Source organism: Streptomyces sp. SID9727 (assembly GCF_010550605.1).
Taxonomy (GTDB): Bacteria; Actinomycetota; Actinomycetes; order Streptomycetales; family Streptomycetaceae; genus Streptomyces.
The window spans coordinates 13,866-35,596 of sequence record NZ_JAAGNI010000194.1 but is presented as its reverse complement, the minus strand read 5'-3'; the positions used below and the strand labels follow the sequence as shown (position 1 = coordinate 35,596).

Genomic DNA, 21,731 nt, shown 5'->3' with positions numbered 1-21,731 from the left:
ACCGGGGTGCCCCGGCCGCCGACGAGGCCGCGGGGGCGGCCGACGGGCGCGATGAGGGCCGGCACGCCTCGCGGGGTGACGGCGACGCACGCGACGGCGCCACGGGGCCGGCTGACGGCACGTACACCGTGCGGCCGGGCGACAACCTCTGGGCGATCGCCGACGCGCAGGACCTGCCCGGCGGCTGGCCCGAGCTGTACGAGGCGAACAAGGGCGAGGTGGGCTCCGACCCGGACCTCATCCTGCCCGGCCAGAACCTCGATCTGACCCTGGACGACGCGGGCCGGGACAAGGCCGCGGAGAGCGTCGGATGAGCCGTTAGAGGCCCTTGTGCTTTGGGTGGTTTAAGAGGCCCATGTCCCACTTTTGACCGAGTGAGACATGGGTCTCTTTGCGTGAACTGACGCCTCTTGTCCGGGAGGTCCCGCCACATCCGCTCCGACCTGCGCAAACAGGGGTTGATCGGATGCTCTTACGGGATGATTATCCGGTATGTCCTTCTTTGAATATGACCGTTGGGTGTGATTACGGTCGGAACCGCTCGCACCGCGGGCCCCGTCGACCGTCACGCCGAATCCTGCCGTCGGTCGAAGGGAACAGACGCGAAAGCGCCGTAGGCAGGAGCGGGGGACCCAGGTAGGCGCTGGGCCTGATCGTCGGGAGACGTGACAGGACCGGCTAGGGGTGAAGTCGCGCCAGGGGCGCGGCCGGGCAACTCACTTGGCCCGAACCCGACAGCTCACCTCGCAGGCGTCGGTGAGGAGAAGACTCGATGCTGCTCAACCGCAAGGGCAACAAGCACCGCCGCCCCTCCAAGGCCGTCCGTGTCGCCACGCTCGCCGGTGTCGCCGGTGCCGCCGTCGCCGTGCCGCTGATGGGCGCCACCAACGCCTCCGCCGCCTCCGTCGCCACGTGGGACGCCGTCGCCCAGTGCGAGTCCGGCGGCAACTGGTCGATCAACACCGGCAACGGCTACTACGGCGGCCTGCAGTTCTCCCAGTCCAGCTGGGCCGCCGCGGGCGGTACGCAGTACGCGCCCCGCGCCGACCTGGCCACCAAGGCCCAGCAGATCGCCACCGCCGAGAAGCTGCTCGACATGCAGGGCCCGGGCGCCTGGTCCTGCGCCGGCGCCGGCAACCTGACCAACGACGGTGTCGACCCGGGCGTCAGCACCGGCTCCGGTGCCGCGAAGCCGGAGGCCGCACCCAAGCGGGAGGCCGCCCCGAAGAAGGCCGAGCGCAGCGAGGCCCCGGCCACCAACCGCTCCGACCGCTCGGACGCCCCGAAGAAGACGGTCACCACCCCCACCGGCAAGAAGGTCGCCAAGGGTGACGGCGAGTACAAGGTCGTCACCGGCGACACGCTGAGCAAGATCGCCGCCGACCACCACGTCAAGGGCGGCTGGGCTCAGCTCTTCAAGCTGAACAAGGACATCGTCCAGGACGCCGACCTGATCTACCCGGGCCAGCAGCTCCACCTGACGAAGTAACGAAGCAACCGCGATCCCTCCTCGCTGATCGCTCAGGCCGCCCCGGCCCGGCACGCACTCTCCCCCCGTGTGTGCCGGGCCGGGGCACGCCGCATCGAGGGGGTCCGTGCCGCGTGGACCGTTCAACTGTTGTAGTTACCGGCCAGTAAATATTTGGCATTTCGCCCCGGTACGCCCGCTCTTGGGTCCTTTTTCGTCCCAGGGGACGGGCGGTCGGCCGACGCGGGCGGCCGGGCCGGTTAGGCTCTTGTCGCAAGGCCAAAGCGACCCTGCACAACCAGCGTCATATCCCAGAAGGAGATGCCTCGTGCCGTCCATCGACGTCGTCGTAGCCCGGGAAATCCTCGACTCCCGGGGCAACCCCACGGTCGAGGTCGAGGTCGGCCTCGACGACGGCAGCACCGGTCGTGCTGCTGTTCCGTCCGGCGCCTCCACCGGCGCGTTCGAGGCCATTGAGCTTCGCGACGGCGACCCCAACCGCTACCAGGGCAAGGGCGTCGAGAAGGCCGTCCTCGCCGTGATCGAGCAGATCGGCCCGGAGCTCGTCGGTTACGACGCCACCGAGCAGCGCCTGATCGACCAGGCGATGTTCGACCTGGACGCCACGGAGAACAAGGGCTCGCTCGGCGCCAACGCCATCCTCGGCGTCTCCCTCGCCGTCGCCCACGCCGCCTCCGAGGCCAGCGACCTCCCGCTGTTCCGCTACCTCGGCGGCCCGAACGCGCACCTGCTGCCCGTTCCGATGATGAACATCCTGAACGGCGGCTCGCACGCCGACTCCAACGTGGACATCCAGGAGTTCATGATCGCGCCCATCGGCGCCGAGTCCTTCTCCGAGGCGCTGCGCTGGGGCGCCGAGGTCTACCACACGCTGAAGAAGGTCCTGAAGACCAAGGGCCTGTCCACCGGCCTCGGCGACGAGGGCGGCTTCGCGCCGAACCTGGAGTCCAACCGCGCCGCCCTCGACCTCATCATCGAGGCCATCAAGGAGGCCGGTTACGCCCCGGGCAAGGACATCGCGCTCGCGCTCGACGTCGCCGCCTCGGAGTTCTACAAGGACGGCTCGTACGAGTTCGAGGGCAAGTCCCGCTCGGCCGCCGAGATGACCGAGTACTACGAGGAGCTCGTCTCCGCGTACCCGCTGGTCTCCATCGAGGACCCGCTGTACGAGGACGACTGGGCCGGCTGGAAGGTCATCACCGACAAGCTGGGCGCCAAGGTCCAGATCGTCGGCGACGACCTCTTCGTCACCAACCCGGAGCGCCTGGCCCGCGGCATCGAGGAGGGCTCCGCCAACGCCCTGCTCGTCAAGGTCAACCAGATCGGTTCGCTGACCGAGACCCTGGACGCCGTCGAGCTGGCCCAGCGCAACGGCTTCAAGTGCATGATGTCGCACCGCTCCGGCGAGACCGAGGACGTCACCATCGCCGACCTCGCCGTCGCCGTGAACTGCGGTCAGATCAAGACCGGCGCCCCGGCCCGCTCGGACCGCGTCGCCAAGTACAACCAGCTGCTGCGCATCGAGGAGATCCTCGACGACGCCGCGGTGTACGCGGGCCGCTCGGCGTTCCCGCGCTTCAAGGGCTGACGCCCCCCGCGGGTATCCCCCGCCTCCGTCCGTCCCCGCGCCCGGTCACGTACCGTGTGCGGGGACGGACGTCGTAATGGGGAGGCGGGAACATGGCCGTGAAGGACCGGGACCGGTTCTCCACCGCGACCCGGCTGCGGCTGCTCGGTGAGCAGACCGCCGCCCGCGTCTACCGGTCCCAGAACCGGCGTCAGGCCCGCCGCTCCCGGCTCACCGGCCGGGCCGCCTTCCTGGCCCTGGTCGTCTGCTCCCTGGTCGTCGCCCTCGCGTACCCGATGCGGCAGTACGTGTCGCAGCGCGACGAGATCGCCGACCAGCGCAGACAGGCGCGGGAGGCCGAGGCGCGCACCGAGGAGCTGCGGGACCAGAAGGCCCGGCTCCAGGACGACGCGTACATCAAGCGGCTGGCCCGCGAGCACCTGCACTACGTTCTTCCCGGGGAGACCGGCTACACCGTGGTCGACCCCGACGCGGTCAAGGAGCGCAACGGGAAGCCGGCCGAGACGGACCGGCCCTGGCACTCCAACCTGTGGGACGGCGTGGACAGCGCCGACCGCGGCTGACGGCCGTCCCCACCCCCGTACCTCTGCAGAACCCGCGGTTCGAGCAGTCCGATCAGCACCCTAGGCAGGCATGGAAACGCCCCCTCCCCAGACCGAGCCCACCGTCCCCACCGAGGCGGACATCGACGCGTTCCGGCAGCAGCTGGGCCGCCCGCCGCGCGGGCTGCGCGCCATCGCGCACCGCTGTCCGTGCGGCAACCCGGACGTGGTCGAGACGCAGCCCCGGCTGGAGGACGGCACGCCGTTCCCGACGACGTACTACCTGACGTGCCCGCGCGCCGCCTCCGCGATCGGCACGCTGGAGGCGAACGGGGTCATGAAGGAGATGACTGAGCGCCTGGGCCGGGACCCCGAGCTGGCGGCGGCCTACCGGGCGGCCCATGAGGACTACATCGCGCGGCGCGACGCCATCGAGGTCCTGGAGGGCTTCCCGAGCGCCGGCGGCATGCCGGACCGGGTGAAGTGCCTGCACGTGCTCGTCGGGCACTCGCTGGCGGCCGGTCCCGGCGTCAACCCGCTGGGCGACGAGGCGATCGCGATGCTCCCGGAGTGGTGGCGCAAGGGGCCGTGCGTCTCGCCGTGCGGCGAGCAGGGTACGGACGAGGGCTGAGGGGACGGCAGACATGACGCGCGTGGCCGCCATCGACTGCGGTACCAACTCGATCCGCCTGCTGGTCGCGGACGCCGACCCGGTGACCGGGGAGCTCGTCGAGTACGCCCGGCGCATGGAGATCGTCCGGCTGGGGCAGGGCGTCGACCGGACCGGCCGGCTCGCCCCCGAGGCGCTGGAGCGCACGTTCGCCGTCTGCCGGGACTACGCGGCGGTGATCGAGGAGCACGGCGCCGAGAGGGTGCGTTTCGTCGCCACCTCCGCCTCCCGGGACGCGGAGAACCGGGACGACTTCGTGCGCGGGGTGCTGGACATCCTGGGCGTCGAGCCGGAGGTGATCAGCGGGGACCAGGAGGCCGCGTTCTCGTTCACCGGGGCGACCAAGGAGCTGACCGGGCGCGACGACCTCGCGAAGCCGTACCTGGTGGTGGACATCGGCGGCGGCTCCACCGAGTTCGTCGTGGGCGGCGACCGGGTGCGGGCCGCCCGGTCCGTGGACATCGGCTGCGTCCGGATGACCGAGCGCCACCTCGTCCGGGACGGCGCCGTCGCCGATCCGCCTCCGCGCGAGGGGATCGACGCGATCCGCGCCGATGTGGCCGCCGCCCTGGACCTGGCGGAGGAGACCGTGCCGCTCGGTTCGGCGGCGACGCTGGTGGGCCTCGCGGGGACGGTCACGACGGTGGCCGCGATAGCGCTGGGGCTCGATGAGTACGACTCCGAGGCGATCCACCACTCCCGCGTCTCCCTGGAGCAGGTCCGGGAGATCACCGCGCGGCTGCTGGCCTCGACCCACGCCGAGCGCGCGGCGTTCGGCGCGATGCACCCGGGCCGGGTCGACGTCATCCCGTCCGGTGCGCTGATCCTCCAGGCCGTGATGGAGCGGACCGGGGCGCGCGAGGTCGTGGTGAGCGAACACGACATCCTGGACGGAATCGCCTTTTCGCTGGCGTGAGTCAGGCGCTCATACGTCGGCCCGCCCGCACTGTTGAGTGGGCGGGACACGCCTGGTGGGGCGGGGTCCGGGCCGCCTCGCCGCCAACTTCGTGAACTTCTTCACAAGGAATCGCCCACCTCGGGCCGGTCTTCTGCTCCGAATGGGTCGCGCCAGAGGTGAGCGGGGTCACTCAGGGGTCGGAACGAAGGGTTCCGGGAGGGTGGCGCCCGGGTGGACCGGACAGGCCCTGCACCCCGGGCCGAGGGCCAAGGGCCAGCTCGCAGGCGGTGAACAACGTTCACCCCCGTCACGGGGTTCCCGATGCGGCTCATGACCTGGGTCACGTGGGCGGCGAACTATAGCAGAGGGTGGCCACAACCTTGTGAAGGGGCTCACGAGCATGCCCCCCGAGAGGGGTGGATACTCGATGGCATGAGCACCACGGAGCGTCCCAGGATCCTCGTAGTAGGCGGTGGGTACGTAGGTCTGTACGCAGCTCGGCGCATCCTCAAGAAGATGCGCTACGGCGAGGCGACCGTCACGGTCGTCGACCCCCGGTCGTACATGACCTATCAGCCCTTCCTCCCCGAAGCTGCCGCCGGCAGCATCTCCCCTCGGCATGTCGTCGTCCCGCTGCGGCGCGTCCTGCCCAAGGCCGAGGTGCTCACCGGGCGTGTCACCACCATCGACCAGGACCGCAAGGTCGCCACGGTCGCGCCGCTCGTCGGCGAGGCCTACGAGCTGCCCTTCGACTACCTGGTCATCGCGCTCGGCGCGGTCTCCCGGACCTTCCCGATCCCCGGCCTCGCCGAGCAGGGCATCGGCATGAAGGGCATCGAGGAGGCCATCGGCCTGCGCAACCACGTCCTGGAGCAGCTGGACAAGGCCGACTCCACGACCGACGAGGACGTCCGCCGCCGGGCCCTCACCTTCGTCTTCGTGGGCGGCGGGTTCGCCGGTGCGGAGACCATCGGCGAGGTCGAGGACATGGCCCGCGACGCGGCGAAGTACTACACCAACGTGAAGCGCGAGGACATGCGCTTCATCCTGGTCGACGCCGCCGACAAGATCCTTCCCGAGGTCGGTCCGAAGCTCGGGACCTGGGGCCGCGAGCACCTGGAGTCCCGTGGTGTCGAGGTCTTCCTCTCGACCTCCATGGACTCCTGCGTCGACGGCCACGTGGTGCTGAAGAACGGCCTGGAGGTCGACTCCAACACCATCGTGTGGACCGCCGGCGTGAAGCCGAACCCGGCGCTGGCCCGCTTCGGCCTGCCGCTCGGCCCCCGCGGCCACGTGGACACCTCCGAGAAGCTCCAGGTGCAGGGCACCGACTACATCTGGGCCGCGGGCGACAACGCCCAGGTCCCGGACATGGTCGGCCGCAAGGCGGGCAACCCCAACGCATGGTGCCCGCCGAACGCCCAGCACGCGCTGCGTCAGGCCAAGGTCCTCGGCGACAACGTCATCTCCGGGATGCGCGGCTTCCCGCAGGCCGACTACAGCCACGCCAATAAGGGCGCGGTCGCCGGTCTGGGCCTGCACAAGGGCGTGGCGATGATCGTCATGGGCAAGATGAAGATCAAGCTCAAGGGCCGCCTCGCCTGGTACATGCACCGTGGCTACCACGGTCTGGCGATGCCCACCTGGAACCGCAAGATCCGGATCTTCGCCGACTGGACCCTCGCGATGTTCCTCAAGCGCGAGGTCGTCTCCCTCGGTGCCATGGAGACGCCGCGCGAGGAGTTCTACGAGGCCGCCAAGCCGGCCCCCGCGCCGGCCGCCGCCAAGCCCGTGGGCGAGAAGGCCAAGGCTTCCTAGCCCCGCCGCTCCGGTCGGAGCGATCCGTACGACGCCCGAAGGGGCCGTCCGCCATCCGTGGTGCGGGCGGCCCCTTCGGCGTATCCGGATGCGAGCGGACGGCGTCGCGGCGCGGGCCGCGCCCCCGGCGGATGGGTGGGTCGTGCACGCATTTTGCCGTTCCCTTGCCCGGTAGCGGGATGGCCGGGCCGTCGCAGACTGTTGTGGGGGATGTACCACGCCGAGGCGCCCCGGGTGCCGGGGCGTGGTCCGGGACATGTGTGGGCATGTCCGGTCACGTCGGGAAACACCGTCACGGAGGTGTGCGCCATGGCAGACGCCGCATTGCGGCTGACCGCTCTCGCCCAGCAGTTGCTGGGCCAACCCCTACCGGTCCGCGTCCGGGCCTGGGACGGCAGCGAATCCGGACCGCCCGGCGCCCCCGTCCTCGTCATCAGGAACCGCCGGGCCCTGCGCCGGCTGCTGTGGAAGCCGGGAGAACTGGGCCTGGCCCGTGCCTGGGTGGCCGGCGAACTCGACATCGAGGGCGACCTCTACGAGGCCCTGGACCTGATGGCCGGGCTCATCTGGGAGCGCGAGGCCGAAGCGCCGGGCGGCCTCCGGGCGCTGCGCGACCCGAAGGTGCGCGCCGCCGCCGCGGACCTGCTGAAGCTGTCCGGGCCCTGGCTGCCGCCCGCCCCGCCGCCCGAGGAGGTACGGGCGCGCAGCGGCACCCTGCACACCAGACGCCGTGACAAGGAGGCCATCAGCCACCACTACGACGTGGGCAACGACTTCTACGAACTGGTTCTGGGACCGTCCATGGTCTACTCCTGCGCCTACTGGGAGGACGCCGGGACCCTGGAGAGCGCCCAGCGCGACAAGCTCGACCTGGTCTGCCGCAAACTGGCCCTCAAGGAGGGCGACCGCCTGCTGGACGTCGGCTGCGGCTGGGGCTCCATGGCCATCCACGCCGCCCGCGAGTACGGCGCCCGCGTCACCGGCGTCACCCTCTCCGCCGAACAGGCCGCCTACGCCCGCAAGCGCATCGCCGACGAGGGCCTGACCGACCGGGTGGAGATCCGGGTCCAGGACTACCGGGACGTCCGCGACGGGCCCTACGACGCCATCTCGTCCATCGGCATGGCGGAGCACGTCGGCTCCGTCCGCTACCGGGAGTACGCCGACGACCTCTTCGCCCTCCTCAAGCCCGGCGGGCGCCTCCTCAACCACCAGATCGGGCGCCGCCCGGAGAGGGACGAGTCGGCGTACGAGATCGATGCGTTCATCGACGCGTACGTCTTCCCGGACGGGGAACTGGCCCCGGTCGGGAAGACCCTCGCCATCCTGGAGGAAGCCGGCTTCGAGGCCCGGGACGTCGAGGCGCTGCGCGAGCACTACGCGCTGACGCTGCGCCAGTGGGTCGCCAACCTGGAGCGGGGCTGGCGGAGCGCCGTGAAGATGGTCTCGCCCGGACGGGCCCGGGTCTGGCGGCTCTACATGGCCGCGTCCGCGCTCTCCTTCGAGCGCAACAGGATCGGGGTCAACCAGATCCTCGCGGTGCGCCCGGAACAGGACGGTGCCTCGCGGATGCCGCTGCGTGCCCGCGCCTGGAAGGCCGACGCGACCGCCTGAGCGCCGTGGAGCGCGGAAGGGGCCGGTGTCCGCGGACACCGGCCCCTTCCCCTCGTACCGCTCCTGCTACTCCGTCTTGATGGCCGTCAGCATGTTGAGCCTGGCGGCGCTGCGGGCGGGCCACAGGGCGGCGAGCACGCCGACCAGACCGGCCAGGAGCAGGAAGATCCCGATCCGGCCCCAGGGGATGACCAGCACGTACTGCGGGATGCTCGCGGCCACGGTCTGTCCGATCGCCCAGCCGAGGAACAGCCCGAGCCCGATGCCGACGAACGCGCCGAACAGGGAGATCACCACCGCTTCGAGCCGGATCATCCGCTTGACCCGGCGCCGGTCCAGGCCGATCGCCCGCAGCATGCCGATCTCCTGCTGGCGCTCGAACACCGACATGGCCAGGGTGTTGACGACCCCGAGCACCGCGATGACCAGTGCCATGCCGAGCAGGCCGTACATGATGTTCATCGCGAGGTTGACGCCGCCGCCGAACATGTCCCGGATGTCCTGACGGTCCATGATGCTCATGCCCGGGTTGTCGCCCAGCGCGTCCACCAGCGCCTGCTCGTGGGCCGCGCTCGCGCCGCCGTCCGTCTTCACCCAGACCTCGCGGATGTCGCCCTTGTCCTCGTGCGGGGCGACGGTGGCGCGGGGGATCAGGACCGGTGAGAGGAACTCGTTGTCCTTGTAGAGCGCGCCGACCTTCAGCGTGCCCTTCTTCTTGTCCTGGTACGTGACGGAGACGGTGTCCCCGGGCTTCCAGCCGTGCGACTTCGCGGTCTTCTCGGCGACCGCGATCCCGCCCGACTCCAGGGTGTCCAGGGAGCCCGCGACGGTGTCGACGGTGAGCACCTGCTGAACGTCGCCCGGGGTGACGCCGGAGGCCGAGACGCCCTGCCCGCCGATCGTCAGCCAGACGGCCTGCTGGGGCGAGGCGGCGGTGACGCCGTCGGCCTTCTCCAGGGCGGTCAGCGCCGCCTCGTCGAGCGCGTCGCCGCTGGCCATCGAGACCATGTAGTCGGCCTTGACGTTGTCCGTGGTCACCTTGTCGACCGCCTGGCCGAGGGTGACGCCGAGCACCGAGATCCCGGTGACGAGGGTGAGCCCGATCGCCAGCGCGGACGCGGTGGCGCCGGTGCGCCGGGGGTTGCGGACGGCGTTCTGCGCGGCCAGCTTGCCGGAGACGCCGAACAGCCGCCGCAGCAGCGGGCGCACCAGGGCGATCACCGGGCGGGACAGCAGCGGGATGAGGACGATGACGCCGATCAGGGCGAGGAACGTGCCGCCCGCGATGAGCAGCTGGCCGTCCGACCCGGCCTGGGCCGCGCCGCCGACGATGGCCGCCGTGCCCAGCAGCGTGATGATGCCGCCGATGGTGTTGCGCACGACGAGGGACTTGACCGTGGCCACCGCGTGCGCGCTGTTCATCGCGGCGACCGGCGGGATCTTCGCGGCCCGGCGGGCCGGCAGCCAGGCGGCCAGCACGGTGATCAGGACGCCCACGGCGAACGCGGCGATCACCGTGACCGGGGCGATCACCAGCGGCCCGGCCGGGATCTTGCCGCCGAGCAGGCTCATCGCGGAGCGCAGCCCGGTCGCGAGGCCGAGGCCCACCGCGAAGCCGACGACGGAGGCGATGAGGCCGACCACGGCCGCCTCCAGGAGCACCGAGCGCTTGACCTGGCGGCGGGACGCGCCGACGGCGCGCATCAGGGCCAGCTCCTTGGTGCGCTGGGCGACCAGCATGGTGAACGTGTTGGCGATCAGGAAGACGCCGACGAAGAGGGCGACCCCGGCGAAGGCGAGCAGCAGCTTGTTGAGGTCGCCGAGCCCCGCCTCGATGTCCTCGGCCTGCTCGTCCGCGCGCGCCTTGCCCGTCTTGGCCTCGGCGTCCTCCGGCAGCAGCGGCTTCACGGCCGCCAGCAGCTCCTGGTCGGAGGCGCCGGGCTCCGCGGCGACGGAGACGTCCTTGAACTCACCGGGGCGCAGGAACAGCTTCTGCGCGACCGGGGTGTCGAAGAGGACCAGGCTGCCGCCGGCGTTGACCGCGCCGTCCTCGGTGGTGAAGACCCCGGAGAGGGTGTACTCCTTCACCGGCCCGTTGGTGGCGACGCGGACCTTGTCGCCGACCTGGTACTCGCCCTTCTCCGCGGTGTCGCGGTCCAGGGCGATGCTGCCGGGCTCGGTGGGGCCCGTGCCGTCGGTGAAGGCGTACGCGGGGTCCTTGCCGTCCTCGCCGGGGGCGAAGTTGGAGCCGGTGTTGGACCAGCCGTTGCCGATGAGCTTGCCGTCGGGGTCGGCGACCCCGGCGAAGCCGTCGACCCGGCCGGTGGCGGACGCGACGCCGTCCAGGGCCCGGATCTTCTTCAGGGCGGCCTCGCCGACGGCGGCGGTCTCCTTGTCGCGCTGGTCGGCGTAGGTGGTCACGGCGACGGCGATGTCGTCGTAGCTCTTGGCCGACTGGTTGCGGAAGGCGTTGCCGAGGGTGTCGGTGAAGACCAGGGTGCCGGAGACGAAGGCGACGCCGAGCATCACGGCGAGGATCGTCATCAGCAGCCTGGCCTTGTGCGCGAGCACGTTGCGCAGGGCGGTACGGAACATGTCTGTCAGTCCTGGGTGTCTGCCGGCCCGGGTGAGGAGGAGCCGGAGGAAGGGGGGTGAAGCGCCGGTACGGGCCGGCTCAGCTGGTGCGGCCCTTGGCGTCGAACGCCTTCATCCGGTCCAGCACCCCGTCGGCGGTGGGGCGGATCATCTGGTCGACGATCGCCCCGTCCGCCAGGAAGATGACCCGGTCCGCGTAGGAGGCGGCGACCGGGTCATGGGTCACCATCACCACGGTCTGGCCCAGTTCGCGCACGGAGTTGCGGAGGAAGCCCAGCACCTCGGCGCCGGAGCGGGAGTCGAGGTTGCCGGTCGGCTCGTCACCGAAGATGATCTCGGGCTGCGAGGCGAGGGCGCGGGCCACCGCCACGCGCTGCTGCTGGCCGCCGGAGAGCTCGGTGGGGCGGTGCTTCAGCCGGTCGGAGAGGCCCACCATGTCGATGACCCGGTATAGCCACTCCTGGTTCGGCTTGCGGCCCGCGATGTCCATCGGGAGCGTGATGTTCTCCAGGGCGGTGAGCGTCGGCAGCAGGTTGAACGCCTGGAAGATGAAGCCGATCTTGTCCCGGCGCAGCTGTGTGAGCTGCTTGTCCTTGAGCGCGCCCAGCTCCGTCTCGCCGATGCGCACCGAACCGCTGCTGAAGCTGTCGAGCCCGGCGACGCAGTGCATCAGCGTGGACTTGCCGGAGCCCGAGGGGCCCATGATCGCGGTGAACTCGCCCTGCGGGAAGTCCACGGTGACCCGGTCGAGAGCGGTCACCCGGGTCTCGCCCTCGCCGTAGACCTTGGACAGTTCCGTGGCGCGGGCGGCCACCGCGGTGGCGCGGTGAGCGGTGGACATGGTGGTCACAGCAGACTCCAGGATGGGGTGCGTACGGGACGGGGCCCGCCCGGTGGCCCGCCGTGCCGGCGTCGGCCCCGGGTCAGGGGTACCGCTCCATCGTCCCCGCCGGACGGACACCGGTCGTCACTCCCGGTGCCCGTTCCCGGGGCCCTCTTGAGTCGCATGATCCGCCCGCCGGCGTCCTCCTCGGGTATGACATCCGCCTCCCCGCGGTCTAGGGCCTGGCTGACCATTCCCGCCCTCCGGGCGACGACGGGAATGGTCAGACAGGCCCTAGGGGGTCTTCCTCGGCGCCCTCGTCGAACCCCGCGGTACCAGGCGGGCCGCCTCGTCCTCGGCCCCCTCCGCGCCACCGTCCGTGACCAGGGACAGCAGGGTCCGGGCCGCGAGGGCCCCGTACGCCGGGATGTCGCGGCTCAGCGCCGTCAGCGGGGGCCGGACGACCCGGGAGAGCTGGGAGTCGTCCCAGGCGACGAGCGAGAGGTCACCCGGCACGTCGAGCCCCATCTCCTGGGCGACCGAGAGCCCGGCGACGGCCATGATGTCGTTGTCGTACACGATCGCGGTGGGCCGCCCGGGCGAGCTGATCAGGCGGCGGGTGGCGTGCGCCCCGTCGTCGCCGGAGTAGCCCGTGTGCACGACGACCGGCTCGCCGAGCCCCAGGTCGGCGCAGACCTCGTGCTGGGCCCGGTCGCGCAGGGCGGTGTGGTTCAGCTCAGGCATCCCGGCGACCCGGGCGACCGAGCGGTGGCCGAGGGCGGCGAGATACGCGAAGGTGTCGCGGACCGCCGCCGCGTCGTCGGACCAGACGGCGGGCAGCGGCCCGGCCGCCGAGGGGTGGCCGATCGCCACGGCGGGCAGGCCGAGTCCGGCGACGCCCTCGACGCGGGGGTCGGCGCCGCGCAGGTCGGTGAGGAAGACGCCGTCCACCCTGCCCTCGCCCCACCAGCGGCGGTAGACCTCCAGCTCCTGGGCCGGGTCCGTGACGACCTGGAGGAGCAGGGCGCAGCCGCGCGGCGACAGCTCGGACTCGATGCCGCTGATCAGCTCCATGAAGAACGGCTCGACGCCGAGCAGCTGGGCGGGCCGGCACAGCGCGAGGCCCACCGCGTCGGCCCTGGCCCGGGTGAGGGCGCGGGCCGCGCTGTTGGGGCGCCAGCCGATCTCCTGCGCGATGGCCTTGATGGCGGAGCGGGTCGCGGGGGAGACGCCCGGCCGGTCGTTCAGCGCGTAGGACACGGCGACCTTGGACACCCCGGCGCGGGCCGCGATGTCGGCGATCGTGGGGCGGTGCTTGGGCATGCGACCTCGCTTAACCGGTTCGTCCTGCGTGCGCATCCTAGCCGCAGCGGTGGACGCGGACGGTCCCTTCGCCGGACGCGATCGCCCAACTCGCCTGCGCCCTACACGAAATGGGAGCGCTCCCGCACCCTTGACAGGGACATGGGGTGGCCTTAACTTCACGGCACTTACCCGGTTCAGTAACTCCGCTCGGCAGGGACGGCGGGGAGAAGGAGGGACGATGGGCACGGGATTCCGCGGGCGGGTCGCGGCCACGCTCGCCGTGATCGCACTCGCCGCCACCGCGTGCACGGGGGGCGGCTCGTCGGGCGGCTCGGGCGGCTCCGGCGGCGGGGGAGGCGGCGCCCTTCCCCGTAACGAGACGCTCTACACCACGGGCACCCAGTGGGGACCGCCCGCCAACTACAACCCGCTGCACAACTGGGACCACGCCACCGGCACCAAGGGCCTGGTCTACGAGACCCTGTTCCACTTCGACCCCAACGCCGGCAAGCTCACGCCCTGGCTGGCGGAGTCGGGCAGCTGGACCGGGGACAAGACCTACGAGGTGAAGCTGCGCCCCGGCATCAAGTGGTCCGACGGCAAGCCCCTCACCGCGAAGGACGTCGCCTACTCCTACGGGATCGGGAAGATCGAGGCGTCCGCCTTCCACAGCCTGTGGAGCTGGCTCTCCGACGCGGAAGCGGTGGACGCCACCACGGTCCGCTTCACCTTCAAGGACGCCCGCTACCAGGAGTGGGACTTCACGCTCTACGGGCAGCCCGTCGTTCCCGAGCACATCTGGGGCGAGCGCTCCGAGAAGGAGGTCCTGGACGGCGTCAACGACAAGCCCGTCGGCACCGGCGCGTACACGCTGAAGAGCCACAGCCAGGACCGGGTCGTCTGGCAGCGGCGCGACGACTGGTGGGGCGTGAAGGCACTGTCCATGAAGCCCGCGCCCCGCTACATCGTGGACGTGTCCAACCCCAGCAACGAGGTGGTCATCGGCCAGCTCGGCCAGAACCAGCTGGACCTGAGCAACAACTTCCTGCCCGGCGCCGCCTCCCTGGTCAAGAGCAAGAAGGTCGTCTCGTACTACGACGAGCCGCCCTACATGCTCTCCGCCAACACCGCCTGGCTGGTGCCCAACACCACGAAGAAGCCGATGGACGACGCCGCCTTCCGCAGGGCGCTCGCCGCCTCCGTGGACACCGGGAAGATCGTCAAGGGCGTGTACGGGGGCCTGGTCAAGGCCGCCGACCCGACCGGGCTGCTCCCGCAGTGGGACACGTACATCGACAAGGGCCTCGTGGCGAGCGAGGGCTTCACCTTCGACACCGCGAAGGCCAAGCAGATCCTCGCGGACGCCGGCTACCGGGACACCGACGGCGACGGCCTGGTGGAGAACAAGGACGGCTCGAAGATCAGCCTGAAGCTGGCCGTGCCCACCGGCTGGACCGACTGGATGGAGGCCGCCAAGGTCATCGCCTCGTCCGCCAAGGCCGCCGGAATCAAGATCACCACGGAGTTCCCCGACGCGAATGCCCTCAACGAGCAGCGCGGAAAGGGCGCGTTCGACCTCGTCGTCAACAACGAGCGCCAGCTCTCCAGCACCCCGTGGACGTACTACGAGTACATGTTCCAGCTGCCCGTCCAGAAGCAGCAGAACACCGTCAACTTCGGCCGCTACGAGAACGAGGACGCCTGGAAGCTCGTCCAGCGGCTCGGCGCGGTCAAGACCGACGACACCGAGGGCATGAAGAAGGTCATCTCGGAGATCCAGGACATCCAGCTGAAGGAGATGCCCGTCATCCCCCTCTGGTACAACGGCCTGTGGGCCCAGTCCACCACCGGCACCTGGACCAACTGGCCCTCGGACAAGCCCGGAGCGCCCAAGTACGCCCCCGCGATGTGGCGCAACTGGCTGGAGATGGGCGGCTTTGAAGCGCTCACCCAGCTGAAGCCCGCCAAGTGACACGGCAGTTCTGAGAGCGGCCGGTCCCCGGGGCCCCTTCCCCCCGCCCGGCCGCTCCCATTCCACGACCGCCCCGCCGTGCGCGCCGACCTGACCGCAGCCCGCACGGCGGGGCTCTCCCCGGGGAGCCCTCTTGCGCCGCTACTTCGCCCGCAAACTACTCATCTACGCGCTGACCTTCGTCGTCGCCGTCACCGTCAACTGGATGATCCCGCGCTTCATGCCGGGCGACCCGGTCGCCGCGATGGTGGCCCGGGCCCGGGTCTCGCAGCCCGAGGCCGTCGAGGCCATGCGCGCCTACTACAACAACCTCTTCGGTTTCGACGAGCCCGTCTGGCAGCAGTACCTGCACTTCTGGAGCGCCCTCCTCCAAGGCGACTTCGGCCTGTCCATCTGGGTATTCCCCAAGCCCGTCGCCGACGTCCTGCTCGACGCGCTCCCGTACACCCTCGGGCTGATGATCCCGGCCGTCCTGCTCAGCTGGTTCGTCGGGAACTGGGCCGGAGCGCTCGCCGCCCGCCGCAAGGTGCTCGACAACACCGTGCTCCCGGCCGGCTACCTGCTCACCGCCATGCCCTACATGTGGATCGCCGTCATCCTCGCCTGGGCGCTCGGCTCCAAGGCGGGCTGGTTCCCGCTCTCAGGCGGCTACAGCCTCGACATGCAGCCCAGCTGGTCCTTCGACTTCGCGGCGGACCTGTTCCAGCACTGGGTGCTGCCGTTCCTGTCGCTGTTCCTCGTCGCGCTCGGCGGCTGGGCCATCGGCATGCGCAACATGATCATCTACGAGCTGGAGTCGGACTACTCGAACTACCTTTCGGCCCTCGGCGCACCCCAGCGCCTCATCCGCCGCTACGCCTTCCGCAACGCCGTCCTGCCCCAGATCACCGGGCTCGCCCTCCAACTGGGCGTCCTGGTCGCCGGAGCGCTCGTCACGGAGATCGTCTTCGCCTACCCCGGACTCGGTTCGCTCATCCTCGCCGCCATCCAGAACCAGGACTTCTTCCTGCTGCAGGGCGCGTTCCTGTTCATCGTCATCGGCGTCCTGATCGCCAACTTCCTCATCGACATCGTGTACGTCGTCGTCGACCCCCGTACCCGTACCGGCATGGCAGGAGGCCAGTCATGAGCACCGTGCCCGAACCGGCCACCGAGCCCGCCGCGCCCTCCGCCCCCGCCGCCCGGCCCGGCCGCGAGACGCTGCACTACGCCGTCCGCAACCCGAAGCTGCTCATCGGGTTCACCGTCGTCGTGCTGCTCCTGCTCGTCGGGATCATCGGCCCCCCGCTCCTCGACAACGCCGACCCCAACGAGTACGTCGGCCCGCAGGCCGCCCCGCCCGACTCCACGTACTGGATGGGTACCACCACCTTCGGGCAGGACGTCTACGCCCAGTTCGTGCACGGGCTGCGCTCGACGTTCCTGGTCGGCGTCGTCGGCGGGGCCATCGCCGCCGTGATCGCCATGCTCGTCGGCTTCCTGGCCGGCTACCGAGGGGGTGCTGTGGACGAGATCCTCAACATGCTCACCAACGTCGTCCTGGTGCTGCCCGCGCTCGCCGTCCTGCTGATCATCAACGCGTACCTCGGGGTGCGCTCGGTGCCCGTGCAGGGCCTGTTCATCGGACTCACCTCCTGGCCGTGGGCGGCCCGGGCCATCCGGGCGCAGACCTTCTCGCTGCGCACCCGCGAGTTCGTGGACCTCGCCCGGCTCAGCGGGAGCGGCACCTGGCGGATCATCTTCCGCGAGATCGCGCCCAACATGAGCTCGTACCTCTTCATGATGTTCATCCTGCTGTTCGGCGGCTCGGTGCTGGTCGCCTCCTCGCTCGACTTCATCGGGCTCGGCCCCACCGAGGGCGTCTCCCTCGGGCTGATGCTGCAGAGCGCCCAGCAGTGGAGCGCCCTGCAGCTCGGCATGTGGTGGTGGTTCGTTCCGCCCGGCGCCGGGATCACCGCGATCGTCGGAGCGCTGTACGTCGCCAACGTCGGCCTCGACGAGGTCTTCAACCCCAAGCTGCGGGAGGCCTGACCATGACCGCGACCGATCGTAGGGAGGTCTGAGCGCATGACCCTGACCGTGACCGACCTCCGGGTCCACTACCGCACCCTGCGCGGTGAGGTACGGGCCCTGGACGGCGTCTCCTTCGACCTCGCCGACGGGGAGATCCTGGGCCTCGCCGGTGAGTCCGGGTGCGGCAAGAGCACGCTCGGCAAGTCGCTGATCCGCCTCGACGGCCGGATGCGGCACGCGGGCGGCACCGTCACGCTCGACGGCGACGACGTGCCCGTGGCCGACGACCGGGCGATGAACGCGTTCCGCTTCCACCGGATCTCGCTCGTCCCGCAGTACTCCATGAGCGCCCTCAACCCGACCCGCCGCATCGGCCGCATGATCCGCGAGCTGCTCGCGTCGCGCGGCGCGAGCGTGGACACCGCCGAACTGCACCGCAGGCTCGACCTGGTGGGCCTGGACCACGACGTCCTGGACCGCTATCCGATCGAGCTGTCCGGCGGGATGAAGCAGCGCACCGTCATGGTGATCTCCACGCTGCTCGACCCGTCCGTCCTCATCGCCGACGAGGTCACCTCCGCGCTCGACGTCTCCACCCAGCGCGCCGTCGTCGGCGCGCTCACCGGGCTGCGCGACAAGGGCCTGGTCACCAGCATGATCTTCGTGACCCACGACCTCGGGCTCACCTCGCACATCGCGGACTCCATCATGGTCATGTACGCGGGCAAGCTCGCCGAGAAGGCGCCCACGAAGACCCTGACGACCGAGCCCCGCCACCCGTACACGAAGCTCCTGCTCGGCGCGCTCCCCGAAGTCGGGGCCCGGCACGCCGACCGCCCCCTGAAGGGCATCGCCGGAGCCCCGCCCTCGCTCCTGAACCCCCCGGCCGGCTGCCGCTTCCGCGACCGCTGCCCCGTCGCGGACGAGCGCTGCGCCGAGGAACCCCCGGTCGTCGAGATCGCCCCCCGCCACTCCGTCGCATGCTGGAAGGCCTGATGCTGAGCCTCGACCACGTCACCAAGACCTACCGGGCCGGGGCGTTCGGCGGCGGCTCCGTCACCGCCGTCGACCGGGTTTCCTTCACCGCCGCGCCCGGCGAGGTCGTCTCCCTCATCGGCGAGAGCGGCAGCGGCAAGTCCACCATCGGCCGCATGATCCTCGGCCTCACCGGCGTCAGCTCCGGCACCCTCACCCTGGACGGGCAGCGGGTGCGGCCCGGCAAGGACTTCTACCGCCGCGTCCAGGGCGTCTTCCAGGACCCCTTCTCCTGCTACAACCCCGTCTTCCGCGCGGACCGCGTCTTCGACCTGGTCCGCCGCGCCTACCACCCGGGCGTCCGGGACGCGGAGTGGGCCGACCGCGTCGAGAAGGCGGTACGCGATGTGCGCCTGGACCCCGCGCAGGTCCTCGGCCGCTACCCGCACCAGCTCAGCGGCGGCCAGCTGCAGCGCCTGCTCATCGCCCGCGCCCTCCTGCTCGACCTGAGCTTCCTGGTCGCCGACGAGATCACCAGCATGCTCGACGCCTCCACCCGCATCGACGTCCTCAACCTCCTGGCCGGGCTCAAGGAACGCGGCCTCGGCGTCCTCTACATCACGCACGACCTCGCGCTCGGCACGTACCTGGCGGAGAGGACCGTGGTGCTGCGCCGGGGCCGGGTGGTCGAACGCGGCGACACCCGCCGGGTGTTCGGCAACCCCCTCCACCCGTACACCCGCACCCTGCTCGCCGCCGTGCCCCGCCTCAACCAGCCGTGGGACCCGCCGGAGCCGGTGCGGTCGTGCGCCTTCCACGAGGGGGGCGGCGGCGCCGCCACCGACCTGTACGAGACCGAGCCGGACCACTTCGTCGCCTGCGCCCAGCTCCCCGACTGCGGAAGGACCCCCGCGTGACCCTTCGCCGCCTGCCCCTGCACGACGGCTGGACGCTCCACCCGGCCGGACCCGTGCCTTCCGGGCTCCCCACAGGAGGCGTTCCCGATGTCCCTCCCGACGGCGTCCCCGCCACCGTCCCCGGCTGCGTCCACACGGACCTGCTGGCCGCCGGGCTCATCGAGGACCCGTACCTGGACGACAACGAGACCCGGCTCGGCTGGATCGGCCGTACCGACTGGACGTACCGCACCACCTTCGAGTGGACGCCCGACGGCCACGACCACGCCGCCCTGTGCTTCGACGGCCTCGACACGGTCGCCACGGTCCTGCTCAACGGCACGGAGATCGGCCGGACGGCGAACCAGCACCGCTCTTACCGCTTTCCCGTACGCGCGTTGCTGCACGAGGGTGAGAACACCCTCGCCGTGACGTTCACCGCGCCGTACACCTACGCCGAGGAACTCCGCGACCGCCTCGGCGACCGCCCCGGCGCGTACACGGAGCCGTACGCCTTCATCCGCAAGATGGCCTGCAACTTCGGCTGGGACTGGGGCCCGACGCTGGTCACCTCCGGCATCTGGCGCCCGGTCGCCCTGGAGACGTGGAGCGGGCCGCGCATCGCGTCCGTGAAACTGCTGCCCGACCTGGACCCGGAAGGCGTTCCGTTCCTGACCGCCGAGCTGGAGATAGATCACGACGGCCTCGCACCGGTCTCCGGCTCCGTCGAGGTGACCGGCGCGGAGGCCGCCTTCGTCCTCCCGGCCGACGAGCACCGCGTCACGGCCGCCCTCCCGGTCCCGCGGGCGGAGCCCTGGTGGCCGCACAGCCACGGCGAACAGCCCCTGTACGAGGTGGAGGTCCGCGCCGGCGACCACGTCCGCCGCCTCCGCACGGGGTTCCGGTCCGTCACCCTCGAACAGGAGGCGTTCCGGATCTCGGTGAACGGCGAGCCCGTCTTCGTGCGCGGGGTGAACTGGATCCCCGAGGACTGCTTCCCGTCCCGCCTGACAAGGCAACAGCTCTCCGACCGCCTCGACCAGGCCGTCGCCGCCCACGTCAACCTGGTCCGGGTGTGGGGCGGCGGGCTCTACGAGAGCGACGACTTCTACGAACTGTGCGACGAGAAGGGGCTCCTCGTGTGGCAGGACTTCCCGTTCGCCTGCGCCGCGTACCCGGAGGAGCAGCCGCTGTGGGACGAGGTGGCGGCCGAGGCACGGGAGAACGTCACCCGTCTGGCCCCGCACCCTTCCCTCGTCCTGTGGTGCGGAAACAACGAGAACCTGGAGGGCCACGCCGACTGGGGCTGGCGGAAGGAGCTCGGCGACCGCACCTGGGGCCACGGCTACTACCACCGGCTGCTGCCCGGGATCGTCGCCGAGACCGACCCGACCCGCCCGTACTGGCCGGGATCGCCGTACTCCGGCAGCCCCGAGGCCCATCCGCAGGACCCGGAGCGGGGCACGATCCACATCTGGGACGTGTGGAACCGCGCCGACTACCGGGCGTACGCCGACCGGGTGCCGCGCTTCGTCGCCGAGTTCGGCTTCCAGGGCCCGCCCGCGTACGCCACACTCCGCCGGGCGGTCAGCGGACCGCTCGCCCCGGGCGCCCCGCTCCTGGCCCACCACCAGAAGGCCGAGGACGGCGACGCGAAGCTGCTGCGCGGGCTGGGGGACCACCTGCCGCAGCCCGGCACGGACTTCGACGACTGGCACTGGCTCACCCAGCTCAACCAGGCCCGCGCCGTCGCGTTCGGCATCCGCCACTTCCGCTCCCACGCCCCGTACTGCATGGGCACGATCGTCTGGCAGCTCAACGACTGCTGGCCGGTCGTCTCCTGGTCGGCGGTCGACGGCGACGGCCGCCGCAAGCCGCTCTGGCACGCGCTGCGCGCGGTGTACGAGGACCGCCTGATCGCCGTCCGCGACGGCTCCGTCCACCTGGTCAACGACACGGCGACCCCCTGGACCGGCACCCTCCGCCTGACCCGGCACGCCCTGGACGGCACGGTCCTGGCCGAGGAGGCGCTGCCGGTGGCCACGGCCCCCCGCACCACGACGAGCGTCCCGCTGCCCGCCGCGCTCGCGACCCCCGCCGACCCGGCCCGCGAACTCCTGTCCGCCCGCCTGGACGACACCAGGACCCTGCACTTCCACGAGGAGGACACGCGGCTCGCCCTGCCGCCGGCGCGCTACGGGGTGACGGTGACGGCGGAGGAGGGCGCGCCGGTCCCGGCATACCGCGTCGAGGTGACGGCGGAGACCCTTCTCCGGGACCTCTGCCTCTTCCCCGACCGCCTCCACCCGGACGCCGAGGCCGACACCATGCTCGTCACGCTCCTCCCCGGAGAGAGCACCGCGATCCGGGTCACGGGTGCGGTGCTGGAGGACCCCTCCGCCCTGGCGACCCGCCCGGTGCTGCGGTGCGTGAACGACCGAATCGAGACCTGAAATCAGCCACGAGGTGGCGCGCCCCTGGCGATCGGTGGCGCGCCCCTGGCGAATCGACTGTGTCCGTGCGGCGACTTTCC

17 protein-coding genes and 1 riboswitch are annotated in these 21,731 nt (G+C 71.1%); of the genes, 14 read left to right on the top strand and 3 right to left on the bottom strand.

Translation table 11 applies throughout. The features are described 5' to 3' along the window. The 8 genes from G3I41_RS13285 to G3I41_RS13250 form a co-directional block, all read left to right on the top strand. Positions 1–314: LysM domain-containing protein (locus G3I41_RS13285; protein WP_164400416.1), on the top strand; the 314-nt coding region annotated here is incomplete at its 5' end. Positions 315–599: 285 nt separating this feature from the next. Then, positions 600–768, top strand: a riboswitch (cyclic di-AMP (ydaO/yuaA leader). A gap of 4 nt (positions 769–772) precedes the next feature. Continuing rightward, positions 773–1,489, top strand: coding sequence for a transglycosylase family protein (locus G3I41_RS13280; protein ID WP_164400415.1), 717 nt, complete (start codon positions 773–775; stop codon positions 1,487–1,489). Between the two features lie 307 nt (positions 1,490–1,796). Further along, entirely contained in the window at positions 1,797–3,077 is a 1,281-nt protein-coding gene (eno, locus tag G3I41_RS13275) for a phosphopyruvate hydratase (RefSeq protein ID WP_018104074.1), read from the top strand. A 92-nt stretch (positions 3,078–3,169) separates the two neighbouring features. Further along, positions 3,170–3,640 (top strand): septum formation initiator family protein, encoded by a 471-nt coding sequence (locus tag G3I41_RS13270; protein ID WP_164400414.1) that lies wholly within the window; start codon positions 3,170–3,172, stop codon positions 3,638–3,640. A 70-nt stretch (positions 3,641–3,710) separates the two neighbouring features. Continuing rightward, positions 3,711–4,250: a DUF501 domain-containing protein gene (locus tag G3I41_RS13265; RefSeq protein ID WP_164400413.1), complete on the top strand. Its 540-nt coding sequence runs from the start codon at positions 3,711–3,713 to the stop codon at positions 4,248–4,250. Between the two features lie 13 nt (positions 4,251–4,263). Next, positions 4,264–5,205 (top strand): Ppx/GppA phosphatase family protein, encoded by a 942-nt coding sequence (locus G3I41_RS13260; protein ID WP_164400412.1) that lies wholly within the window; start codon positions 4,264–4,266, stop codon positions 5,203–5,205. A 414-nt stretch (positions 5,206–5,619) separates the two neighbouring features. Beyond that, a complete protein-coding gene (locus G3I41_RS13255) occupies positions 5,620–7,005 on the top strand; it encodes an NAD(P)/FAD-dependent oxidoreductase (protein ID WP_164400411.1) in 1,386 nt (461 codons plus the stop codon). Between the two features lie 309 nt (positions 7,006–7,314). Further along, entirely contained in the window at positions 7,315–8,619 is a 1,305-nt protein-coding gene (locus G3I41_RS13250; RefSeq protein WP_164400410.1) for a cyclopropane-fatty-acyl-phospholipid synthase family protein, read from the top strand. Between the two features lie 66 nt (positions 8,620–8,685). Here G3I41_RS13250 and G3I41_RS13245 read toward each other — a convergent pair whose 3' ends face one another. The 3 genes from G3I41_RS13245 to G3I41_RS13235 form a co-directional block, all read right to left on the bottom strand. After that, complete coding sequence (locus tag G3I41_RS13245) at positions 8,686–11,214, bottom strand: ABC transporter permease (protein ID WP_164400409.1); 2,529 nt, start codon at positions 11,212–11,214, stop codon at positions 8,686–8,688. A 79-nt stretch (positions 11,215–11,293) separates the two neighbouring features. Further along, on the bottom strand, positions 11,294–12,064 hold the full coding sequence (locus G3I41_RS13240; protein WP_164400408.1) for an ABC transporter ATP-binding protein: 771 nt from the start codon (positions 12,062–12,064) through the stop codon (positions 11,294–11,296). Between the two features lie 267 nt (positions 12,065–12,331). Next, positions 12,332–13,360: a LacI family DNA-binding transcriptional regulator gene (locus tag G3I41_RS13235; RefSeq protein WP_164400407.1), complete on the bottom strand. Its 1,029-nt coding sequence runs from the start codon at positions 13,358–13,360 to the stop codon at positions 12,332–12,334. 220 nt (positions 13,361–13,580) lie between these two features. On the opposite strand from G3I41_RS13235, the gene G3I41_RS13230 reads away from it, so the two are divergent. The 6 genes from G3I41_RS13230 (at position 13,581) to G3I41_RS13205 (ending at position 21,651) form a co-directional block, all read left to right on the top strand. Beyond that, positions 13,581–15,314 carry an ABC transporter substrate-binding protein gene (locus tag G3I41_RS13230; RefSeq protein WP_164400406.1) on the top strand — a complete coding sequence of 578 codons (1,734 nt, stop codon included), beginning with the start codon at positions 13,581–13,583 and terminating at the stop codon, positions 15,312–15,314. Between the two features lie 133 nt (positions 15,315–15,447). Further along, positions 15,448–16,443: an ABC transporter permease gene (locus G3I41_RS13225; RefSeq protein WP_164400405.1), complete on the top strand. Its 996-nt coding sequence runs from the start codon at positions 15,448–15,450 to the stop codon at positions 16,441–16,443. Then, positions 16,440–17,345: an ABC transporter permease gene (locus tag G3I41_RS13220; RefSeq protein WP_164400404.1), complete on the top strand. Its 906-nt coding sequence runs from the start codon at positions 16,440–16,442 to the stop codon at positions 17,343–17,345. Before G3I41_RS13225 ends, G3I41_RS13220 begins: the two co-directional genes overlap by 4 nt. Before the next feature lie 36 nt (positions 17,346–17,381). Then, on the top strand, positions 17,382–18,323 hold the full coding sequence (locus tag G3I41_RS13215; protein WP_164400403.1) for an ABC transporter ATP-binding protein: 942 nt from the start codon (positions 17,382–17,384) through the stop codon (positions 18,321–18,323). After that, entirely contained in the window at positions 18,308–19,219 is a 912-nt protein-coding gene (locus G3I41_RS13210) for an ATP-binding cassette domain-containing protein (protein WP_239081608.1), read from the top strand. Before G3I41_RS13215 ends, G3I41_RS13210 begins: the two co-directional genes overlap by 16 nt. Continuing rightward, on the top strand, positions 19,216–21,651 hold the full coding sequence (locus tag G3I41_RS13205; RefSeq protein WP_164400402.1) for a glycoside hydrolase family 2 TIM barrel-domain containing protein: 2,436 nt from the start codon (positions 19,216–19,218) through the stop codon (positions 21,649–21,651). The genes G3I41_RS13210 and G3I41_RS13205 overlap by 4 nt, the downstream gene beginning before the upstream one ends. Positions 21,652–21,731: the final 80 nt, after the last annotated feature.

Coding starts and splice junctions, on each gene's coding strand:
- G3I41_RS13220 (WP_164400404.1), top strand. CDS start 16,440: ATGAGCACCGTGCCCGAACCGGCCACCGAGCCCGCCGCGCCCTCCGCC.
- G3I41_RS13250 (WP_164400410.1), top strand. CDS start 7,315: ATGGCAGACGCCGCATTGCGGCTGACCGCTCTCGCCCAGCAGTTGCTG.
- G3I41_RS13245 (WP_164400409.1), bottom strand. CDS start 11,214: ATGTTCCGTACCGCCCTGCGCAACGTGCTCGCGCACAAGGCCAGGCTG.
- G3I41_RS13260 (WP_164400412.1), top strand. CDS start 4,264: ATGACGCGCGTGGCCGCCATCGACTGCGGTACCAACTCGATCCGCCTG.
- G3I41_RS13230 (WP_164400406.1), top strand. CDS start 13,581: ATGGGCACGGGATTCCGCGGGCGGGTCGCGGCCACGCTCGCCGTGATC.
- G3I41_RS13270 (WP_164400414.1), top strand. CDS start 3,170: ATGGCCGTGAAGGACCGGGACCGGTTCTCCACCGCGACCCGGCTGCGG.
- G3I41_RS13280 (WP_164400415.1), top strand. CDS start 773: ATGCTGCTCAACCGCAAGGGCAACAAGCACCGCCGCCCCTCCAAGGCC.
- G3I41_RS13210 (WP_239081608.1), top strand. CDS start 18,308: ATGCTGGAAGGCCTGATGCTGAGCCTCGACCACGTCACCAAGACCTAC.
- G3I41_RS13215 (WP_164400403.1), top strand. CDS start 17,382: ATGACCCTGACCGTGACCGACCTCCGGGTCCACTACCGCACCCTGCGC.
- G3I41_RS13255 (WP_164400411.1), top strand. CDS start 5,620: ATGAGCACCACGGAGCGTCCCAGGATCCTCGTAGTAGGCGGTGGGTAC.
- G3I41_RS13235 (WP_164400407.1), bottom strand. CDS start 13,360: ATGCCCAAGCACCGCCCCACGATCGCCGACATCGCGGCCCGCGCCGGG.
- G3I41_RS13265 (WP_164400413.1), top strand. CDS start 3,711: ATGGAAACGCCCCCTCCCCAGACCGAGCCCACCGTCCCCACCGAGGCG.